Consider the following 7,594-nt stretch of genomic DNA (forward strand, 5'->3'; position numbering starts at 1 on the left):
TGCTGCCAAAAATCCCTTGCATCCGCGGGGCCGTCTATACATGAAGCTTTCGATGAAGCCATGCTAGAGGCGCTTCGTAACACCCATGGAAATCCAGGGCTCCTGACCGGGGTCGATGATGCCGAAGCGTCCATCTGCGTGCTTGGCGATCCATTCCTCTCGCAGAGGCACCTTCATCTCTCGCGCGGCTTCGAACATGGCTTGGTGAAAGAAGAGGTTGTGCGTGAAGACAATAACCTGCCGTCCGGCCGCGGCCTCTTTGCCCAGGCGTTTCGCCACCGCCTCCATCCGGGCATGATCCAGAGACGACACCCGATCATCGACCACGATACCGTGCCTGACGCCGACCTCCCTCAATTCCGCGAGGAAGCCTGCCAGGGCGAGCGCCCGTTTCTCTCCTTCGCTCAGGATGTCACTGTTCTTCCCGACCTTCTGCTGGGCCTCCAGTCCGATATGCACGTTGCTTTTGCCGACCTCGCCCCGGTCGGCAAGCTTTAGCGGCAGATGCTGGAGGTCGAGCGCTTCAATCTCGTCTTCCAGGCTGGTTTGCACGGTAGCGGTCAGAACCTTCCTTCTGATGCGGGTGATGTGGGACGTGATGCCGGCGACAGAACAGGCGCGATGCACGCCTTGGTCTTCAGGAGCAGATCGAGCGAATTGCGCCGCGCCACGAACGTCTCGATATCGGCCGCGCGGGCAGGCAGCTACGAGCGAACGCTGCACACCAAGGCGGGCGACTTCAATCTGAAGGTTTCGAGACGGCGATTATCGAGCGCTACCGAAGGCGGGAGAGCTCGGTCGAGGAGGCGCTGATCGAGATGTATCTGGCCGCGATTTCGGTTCGGCGGGTCGAAGACATCACGGAGGCGCGGTGGGGCACCCGGGTCAGCCCGAGCACAGTGTCGAATCTGAACAAGAAGATCTATACCAAGATCGAGGCGTGGCGGAATCGCAGGATCGAAGGCGAGCATCCGTATCTCTACCTCGACGGCATCGTGATGAAGCGCAGCTGGGGCTGGTGAGGGTCGCAACGTGTCGCTGCTGGTGGCCTCGGCGGTCAATGCTGAGGGGTTCCGGAAGATCCTCGGCATCTGTGAAGGCGCCAAGGGCGAGGACGGAAACCCGGCTCATGCGTCGTCGCCCAGGCTACGGATAATTGCGACCGCGCGATACTGCGATTCCCCGCCCAGCGTATCGACCGGAATGGCATGCCCGGCGGCGAGATGGAGCAAGTGCCCCACATCGGCGTCCTCGAAATCGCGAACCAGCAGCCGTTCCGGCACCCGCCGCAGCAGGGCGCGCGTCGCTTCGGCTATGCCGGGCTTGATCCGGTTGCGGTCACGCGTTCCGCTTTCCGCCAGCAACTGCCGCATCATCGCCTCGCATTCCTGTTTCAGCGCCGCTCGGCGGGCGCCGTGCCCGTCTACCGGTTGCGGTATCGCCGCAGCGGCCAACGGCGCGATCGTGTCCACGAAGGCACGTGAGAGATCAGCACCGGCATATTGCGGGTAGGTGACACAGGCGTGGAAATCGCCCGGCCCCACCGACGCGGCGTTGAGGATCGAGCGACTGACCAGGCCCGAAACGATGCCGTTCAGCAAGCCCGAGGCGATCAGATAATCATCCGCCGTCGCGGCGATGTCTGCCTGTCCTGCAGGGTCAGCAATCACGGCTAAGTCCGGTGTGAAGCCGAATGGCGCATTGGCCAGGGCCGCGCGAAGTTCGCCGGCAATCGTCCCCTTGCCGGTCCAGCCATCGACAAACACCGCGTCGCGCGGATCGTGCCGGCCGGCGATATGCGCGAGCGCAACGCGGTCGACACCCCGATCGCGGATAATGCTGATTGAATAATGGGCTGCGCGATGTCCGTGCGCCCGCAAGGTCCGCGCGAGCAAGACGCCGATCGGCGTCCCCGCACGCGCCAGCGAGACGATTACCAGCTCGCGCCCCGGCCTGCGTGCGGCGAGCTGCGCAGCGAGGGTGGCGACATCCTGCGCCAGGCGGGCACCGTTCCGCGCAAGCGCGGCGTGATAGAGGGATAGATAGCTGTCGTCCGGCACCCTCTCCGGCGCGATCATCTCCGAATAGTGGTGGCGGCCGGACTGGATCGCCGCTTCCTTTTCGGCGACGGAAGTCGGGGCCATTACCACTGGCTTGAGCAGGAAGGTGACGTCGGCCGGGTCGTAGCTGCCCGAGAACGGGGGCGCGACCTCAGTCCGCATGGAACATGCCGCCGGCCAGCTGCGAACGGGTGGGCATCATGGCGAAATCGCAAAGGCCCATGAAGGGCGCATCGGTGCGGCTGTCGCCGATGCCGATCACCGGCGCATCAGGGAAGCGTGCGCGGAGGCCGGGTAGGATATATGCCACCGCATGGGCCTTGCCGAGATAGGGTGGCGTCAGCGCCACGTTGTTGCCGTTGCGGTGGTCCGTCCAGCCCTTGGGCAAGGACGGCACGGCAGCGTCGACCACCGCAAAAAGTGCCGCGGCATCCGCATCTTCATGCTTGGCCACGGTGTAGAGCGGCAGCGCGGCCTCGACCAGCACACGGGCGTTGACCGCGATGCCGCGGTCGCGCGCCCTGCGCCTGATCGCCTCCGCCAGGCCAGCAAGCTGCGACGCGAAGGGCGCGGCGCGGTCGGCGATCGTCGCAGCCCAGTCCATGTCGACCTGACCGCTGTCATCCAGCACGACGCCGCCATGCGCGCACACCGCTGCGCGGAATGGAATGCGCGCCCGCCGCAATGCGTCCAGGCTGCGGGCGGTGACGGGGACGAGATGCGTCGTATCGGCCAGCCATTCCAGGAAGTGCATCTGCCGCGGGGTCGCATAGCTCAGCGGCGATCCGTCGCGCGCGAAGCCCAGCGGCGTCAACCGGTCGGCCGGCAAATCGGGCGGGCATTTGCGGAGCGTCTGGAACAGCGTGTCGTCCAGATCGACCAGGGCGATGGCACGCGTCATGCCGTCCAGCCGATCAGTTCGGCACGGAGAGCGGCAATCAGCCCGGGGTCGATTGTCGCCGCGCCGGTCTCATGCGCGATCCAGTTCGCGCGTCCATCGGCCCGGTCGGCATTGTAGAGGTAATTGGGCACGCCCGTTCCATAATTGTCGGCAAAGCGGAGCTTGGTCGCCATCGCGGCACCGGGGAGTGCGGGGCTTCGGCCGGTCGCCTGCACGACGACATCATGCCCTTCTTCTGCGAGGCGTTCCGCCAGCAGGAAGGGGGGATAGGTGAACTCGCCGGTTCCGATGATCCGCAGTGGGCCGAGGATCTCGGGCACAGCGGTATCGAGTTCGAGCACGACGGGCCGGTCGAGTCCCAGCCGACCGAAATTGCGATGCGTCGCCATGCGCCCGAGGGAAGCGGCCGCGGTGTCGAACGCGCTGTTGAGCACCGTCGTCGTCTCCTGCGTCCACTCCATGCGTCCGCGCAGCAGCGCCGCGACGCACGTGGGACGCGGCATGCGTGCTTGCCACGCCTTGCCGGCCGACCAGTCGGTCAGCGTCGCTACCGCCATCGCTTCGATCCGCGGCCAAGCAGTGGCGAGCGCCTGGGCGAGGTTGCAAAGGGTCGTTCCTGTCGAGATCTCGTCATCGACCAATACCAGTGATCGCGGCTCCGGAAGCGCCGGCCTGTAGATCAGATGCGCGGAGGCATGGCTGTGCGGTTCTTGGAAGCGGCACAGCAACGGATGATCCAGTTGCTGTCGCGTCGAATGCAGGAAGTGGATGTCGACCCGGCCCGTTGCGAGGCGAAATTCCTCGTGCACCGTCTGGGCAAGGCACACGGCGGTCTCGGCCAGGCCGACGACGAGCACCGGCCCCGGTAGATCGCCAGGAAGCCGCGCCGCGAGATCGCGGGCGCTCTGCCGCATCATCTGCGGCGTGGCGGGCAAATGGCGCCCTAGCACGCGGGATACGACCAGGAACCCCCGCCGCGGATTTTCGCGCGCCGCAAACGCGCAAAGGCTGTCCAGCGGCCAGGCTGCCTTGTCCACGGCGATATCGAGCCGGCCCGTAGCCAACTGGATCGACTGGGTCCTGTCGGCGGCGGTCAACATTCGCAGGTGACGCGAGCGATCATGTCGCGGGCTTGGCGGACCCACGTCTGCGCAGCCAAGCAGCCGCGCTTTGTGCGCCATCTGCGGCTCAATGCCAAACGAATCGAGGAAGCTGAGCATCAAGTACGCTCCAAGTTACTTGAGCGATAGCTCGCGATCCCCACAACGGCGATTGCAGGGGTTTGCGTTCTCGCCTCGGTGATGTTTGCAAAACGGCGATCGGAAGGAAGGGTAAAGCGAGAGCGGATAGTGAATTGAGGGTATGTCCCTCGGATTCGAGGGTGCATTTCAGCCGCAACTTTTACATCGAACCATGCGACGTACCTGCCGCCCCAAATTTCGATTTTCCTGCATGTCTTTCTCCTTCGAAACCACGCCCGGCAATTACCTCGACGATCCTGCCTTCACGATGGGACTGCGGCTCCTCTCTTCGGGCTTGGACCGCATCCCAGGACGCGGGAGGACCACATTATTAAGCCCGGCGAGGCGGTGTCGTAGGCCGAGCAATTGGCGTGCCACGCTTTGCGAGCCGCGCGTCGAGAGAGAAACTAGTTTCTTCGTGACGCGATCGTGAAATCGCGGGCGTTTGTGGCAGCTTGCCGCCAAACGTCTTAAGTCCGACGCGCATGAACGCGACAACATGAACATCTTGCGCGTGGCGGCGATTGGCCTAACTGCATCCTCGAGGAGGTGGTACACGACGGAGTTGGACAAACACGAAGACCGAAAGCTGTCATCCATCCGGTACATTACCCTCCTCGGAGCCACTGGCTATAGTACCCCCACGGCTGAGCGCTCCAGAATCGAGATGGGGAGTGACGACGCCCTCGATATCGTGAGGCTTCCGCCCGTGTTGCACAGTGCCTGTGGTGAACCAGGCCCCTATCGAGTGTGGGAAAGAGGAAACAGTTGTCGGCCGGATGGCTGATTGCTCTCGGGAAATTATCGCGGTCCGATTGGTCGATTTTAGACATGCTACATGGCAGCTAGCGCCATCCTCTCGCTCTCCAAGTGATTCCCTCTCCTTTGGCACGACAAATGCTAGTCTCCTGCAACGCGCGCGGCCTGAGGAGAAATCATCCTATGATCACGCGAATGGGCCCCGCTCACGAAAGCTCAGGCCTACTCGGCGGCCGCAGCCAAGTCCCGATGAACCGGTCGAAGCAGCGCAATCCAACGAACGGCGTTATCAGCCATCGCAATGGTCTACGGCGATGGGTTGAGCTCGGCGAAAGCCGAACCTTCCTCTTTGCAATGGAAAAGCATCATGTCCAGAGTCACAGACGTTCTTGTTGCCTTTGATACGGAATCCATTCTTCAGAAGTACTCGAATCCGAGCAAAAAACCGGACAGCCCCACTCTCATTGATTTCCGCCATGTCTACATGATTACAAATCAGGACAACGTGATCAGTGGGCAAGCGGGCGGCGAGCTCGACCTGAAGGCCCAGGTCGGGGATTTGATTCGTTGGCGCGAGACCAGCCTCTCCCTTGGATTCGAGAAGTCAGTGATCTTCTACCGCTTCATCGGAAACGTAGGGAACGAGCTGATCTCGACGCCGACCCCGCGGAAGGCGGAGGCCTCGTTCGCGCATCCCAATCCTAGCAATCCGTCCGTGCCGACATGTCAGACGATCGCCAATTACTATTGGTCCTCGGAAACTTTGGCTATCGGACGAGTTACCTACCATTTCAACTTCATGGTCGTCGATCGCAATTGCACCGCGCTGGGATACTTCTCGTGGGATCCGTTCATCAGCATCCACAATTGATGCGGATGATCATCAAGGCGTCGAAGGAACCGCGCAGCGGGGCAACGGCCATGATCCCAACCACCCTCGACTCCGAGGGTGGCATGAAATGGCAGGTGCGGAGCTTGCGGCCGGAGGCGTGCCGACCTCACCCGTCGTCCCTGGCAGATCGGCGTTCTCGACCAGCTGTCGTTTTTTTCGCTTCGCTCTCGAATGAGACCGATTCGCGGTCAGCACCATCCAGTTCGGCCGGCCCAAGCACTTGGCAAGCTCCGCGGTTGCCGAGCATCCCACGGTCGGGAGGAAGGGAAACAGCAATGGCCAAAGACAGACCCTCAACCAAGAGCCAACGCTCCGAGTCTCACGTTGCCGTTCTCATCATCGTCGACGCCGAGACGCTGCTGTCACGGTATCGGAATGCCAGTCTCTCGCCCGATGCGCCCATACGCGTCGACAGTGAGCATCTCTATGTCCTGGCCGCGCGCGATGGCGGGCCACTCGGGAGCAATGACGGCCATCTCCATCTGACCGTCACGCCTGGCGTCCATCTGCGCATCCGTGGAAGTGCCCTGGCCTTGAGAGGAGAGCATATCGTCGTTGTTGATGGGATCACGCAGGAACACGCTGGTGTCCTTTCCCCCTTTGAGCTTGTCCTGCGCCGAGCCTTGACCGTCGCGACGCCCAACTTCGAGAATTTGTTGCAGCCGGGCAACCAAAGCATCGACGACCATTTCTGGCAGGGCCAAGTGCTGGCCGATGGCGTGGCGGCTTGCGATCTGAACTTCATGGTCTTGAACAAGGCCTGCTTGGTGCTGGGATACTTCCGATGGCGTCTCCAGATCAACATCTCGGGTCTAAGGGAGGCGCCGTAGTCGGCCGCTCCGAGCGCGGTCGGGTACCGTCAAGTTAACGAATTGGAGCGGTCGAGGGGGTAGACGAGCGGCATGCCAACCGCCCGGGACCCTCTTTATCGCCGCCATCGCTTCCCACCGGAGGTGATCAGCTATGCCGTTTGGTTGTATTTCCGATTTCCCTTAAGCTTGCGCATGGTCGAGGAAATGCTGGCGGCGCGTGGCGTCGGCGTGACCTATGAAACCGTGCGCCAGTGGGGACGGAAATTCGGCAAGGCGTTCTCCGATCGGATCCGCCAGCGCGCTCCCGCTCGCGGCGACAAATGACATCTTGGACGAGGTCCTTATCTCGATCGCGGGCGAACAGCATTGGCTCTGGCGCGCTGTTGACCAGAATGGCTTCGTTCTCGACATCTTGATCCAGCGCCGAAGAGACTCGCGCGCTGCGCAGCGGCTCATGAAGAAGCTCTTGAAATCCGCCGGCACGCCGCCGCGCGTGACGATCACGGACAAGCTCCGTTCGTACGGCGCTGCGAGGGCGACGATGGGCTTTCACATCGAACTTCGCCAGCACATAGCTCTCACAATCGGGCCGAGAATTCTCATCAGCCGACGCGGCGACGCGAGCGGATCATGAAGCGTTTCAAATCGTCCCGTCAGGCTCAACGGTTTCTGGCAGTTCATGATCAGGTCGCGAACCTTTTCCACATCCCCTATCCCGGAGCCGTCACTGCCGACTTCCGTCGTGCTTCGCGCGAGCGAGCCTTCGCGACTTGGGGCGAGATCTCCACGACAAGCGCTATCGCCAAATCTCGAACCTTTGAGAAACGCCTCATTCGGTTCGGCGGTCGATTAAGTTGACGATGCCGCCAAGCTCGCATCGCCGCTACAGCGACTGGACCCAGGAGCGCATCCGCTCCGAAGCCGCCAAG

Annotated in this window: 6 protein-coding genes and 2 pseudogenes; 4 read left to right on the plus strand and 4 right to left on the minus strand. The window is 62.5% G+C overall.

From position 1 onward, the window contains the following. Window positions 1-63: 63 nt before the first annotated feature. Entirely contained in the window at window positions 64-627 is a 564-nt protein-coding gene (locus tag XI05_RS09270; RefSeq protein ID WP_271500806.1) for an AAA family ATPase, read from the minus strand. Between the two features lie 66 nt (window positions 628-693). On the opposite strand from XI05_RS09270, the pseudogene XI05_RS09275 reads away from it, so the two are divergent. After that, window positions 694-1,107 (plus strand): annotated as a pseudogene (locus XI05_RS09275) (transposase); the annotation flags it as partial. 20 nt (window positions 1,108-1,127) lie between these two features. Here the strand turns inward: XI05_RS09275 and XI05_RS09280 are convergent. From XI05_RS09280 to XI05_RS09290, 3 genes are read right to left on the minus strand one after another with little or no spacing between them, the layout of a single operon-like run. Continuing rightward, a complete protein-coding gene (locus tag XI05_RS09280) occupies window positions 1,128-2,222 on the minus strand; it encodes a cysteine protease StiP domain-containing protein (RefSeq protein ID WP_271500807.1) in 1,095 nt (364 codons plus the stop codon). Beyond that, entirely contained in the window at window positions 2,212-2,961 is a 750-nt protein-coding gene (locus tag XI05_RS09285; protein ID WP_036046326.1) for a hypothetical protein, read from the minus strand. Before XI05_RS09285 ends, XI05_RS09280 begins: the two co-directional genes overlap by 11 nt. Further along, window positions 2,958-4,181 carry a phosphoribosyltransferase domain-containing protein gene (locus XI05_RS09290; protein WP_271500808.1) on the minus strand — a complete coding sequence of 408 codons (1,224 nt, stop codon included), beginning with the start codon at window positions 4,179-4,181 and terminating at the stop codon, window positions 2,958-2,960. The genes XI05_RS09285 and XI05_RS09290 overlap by 4 nt, the downstream gene beginning before the upstream one ends. A gap of 1,147 nt (window positions 4,182-5,328) precedes the next feature. On the opposite strand from XI05_RS09290, the gene XI05_RS09295 reads away from it, so the two are divergent. From XI05_RS09295 to XI05_RS09305, 3 genes and pseudogenes are all read left to right on the plus strand, one after another. Beyond that, window positions 5,329-5,832 (plus strand): inclusion body family protein, encoded by a 504-nt coding sequence (locus tag XI05_RS09295; RefSeq protein WP_271500810.1) that lies wholly within the window; start codon window positions 5,329-5,331, stop codon window positions 5,830-5,832. A gap of 296 nt (window positions 5,833-6,128) precedes the next feature. Next, window positions 6,129-6,683: an AidA/PixA family protein gene (locus XI05_RS09300; protein ID WP_271500812.1), complete on the plus strand. Its 555-nt coding sequence runs from the start codon at window positions 6,129-6,131 to the stop codon at window positions 6,681-6,683. Between the two features lie 72 nt (window positions 6,684-6,755). Further along, window positions 6,756-7,518 (plus strand): annotated as a pseudogene (locus XI05_RS09305) (IS6 family transposase). Window positions 7,519-7,594: the final 76 nt, after the last annotated feature.

It is taken from the genome of Bradyrhizobium sp. CCBAU 11357 (genome assembly GCF_028128865.1).
Lineage (GTDB): Bacteria > Pseudomonadota > Alphaproteobacteria > Rhizobiales > Xanthobacteraceae > Bradyrhizobium.

Excerpts from the sequence above, each read along its gene's own strand:
- XI05_RS09285 (WP_036046326.1), bottom strand. The coding sequence starts at position 2,961 with ATGACGCGTGCCATCGCCCTGGTCGATCTGGACGACACGCTGTTCCAG.
- XI05_RS09280 (WP_271500807.1), bottom strand. The coding sequence starts at position 2,222 with ATGCGGACTGAGGTCGCGCCCCCGTTCTCGGGCAGCTACGACCCGGCC.
- XI05_RS09300 (WP_271500812.1), top strand. The coding sequence starts at position 6,129 with ATGGCCAAAGACAGACCCTCAACCAAGAGCCAACGCTCCGAGTCTCAC.
- XI05_RS09295 (WP_271500810.1), top strand. The coding sequence starts at position 5,329 with ATGTCCAGAGTCACAGACGTTCTTGTTGCCTTTGATACGGAATCCATT.
- XI05_RS09290 (WP_271500808.1), bottom strand. The coding sequence starts at position 4,181 with ATGCTCAGCTTCCTCGATTCGTTTGGCATTGAGCCGCAGATGGCGCAC.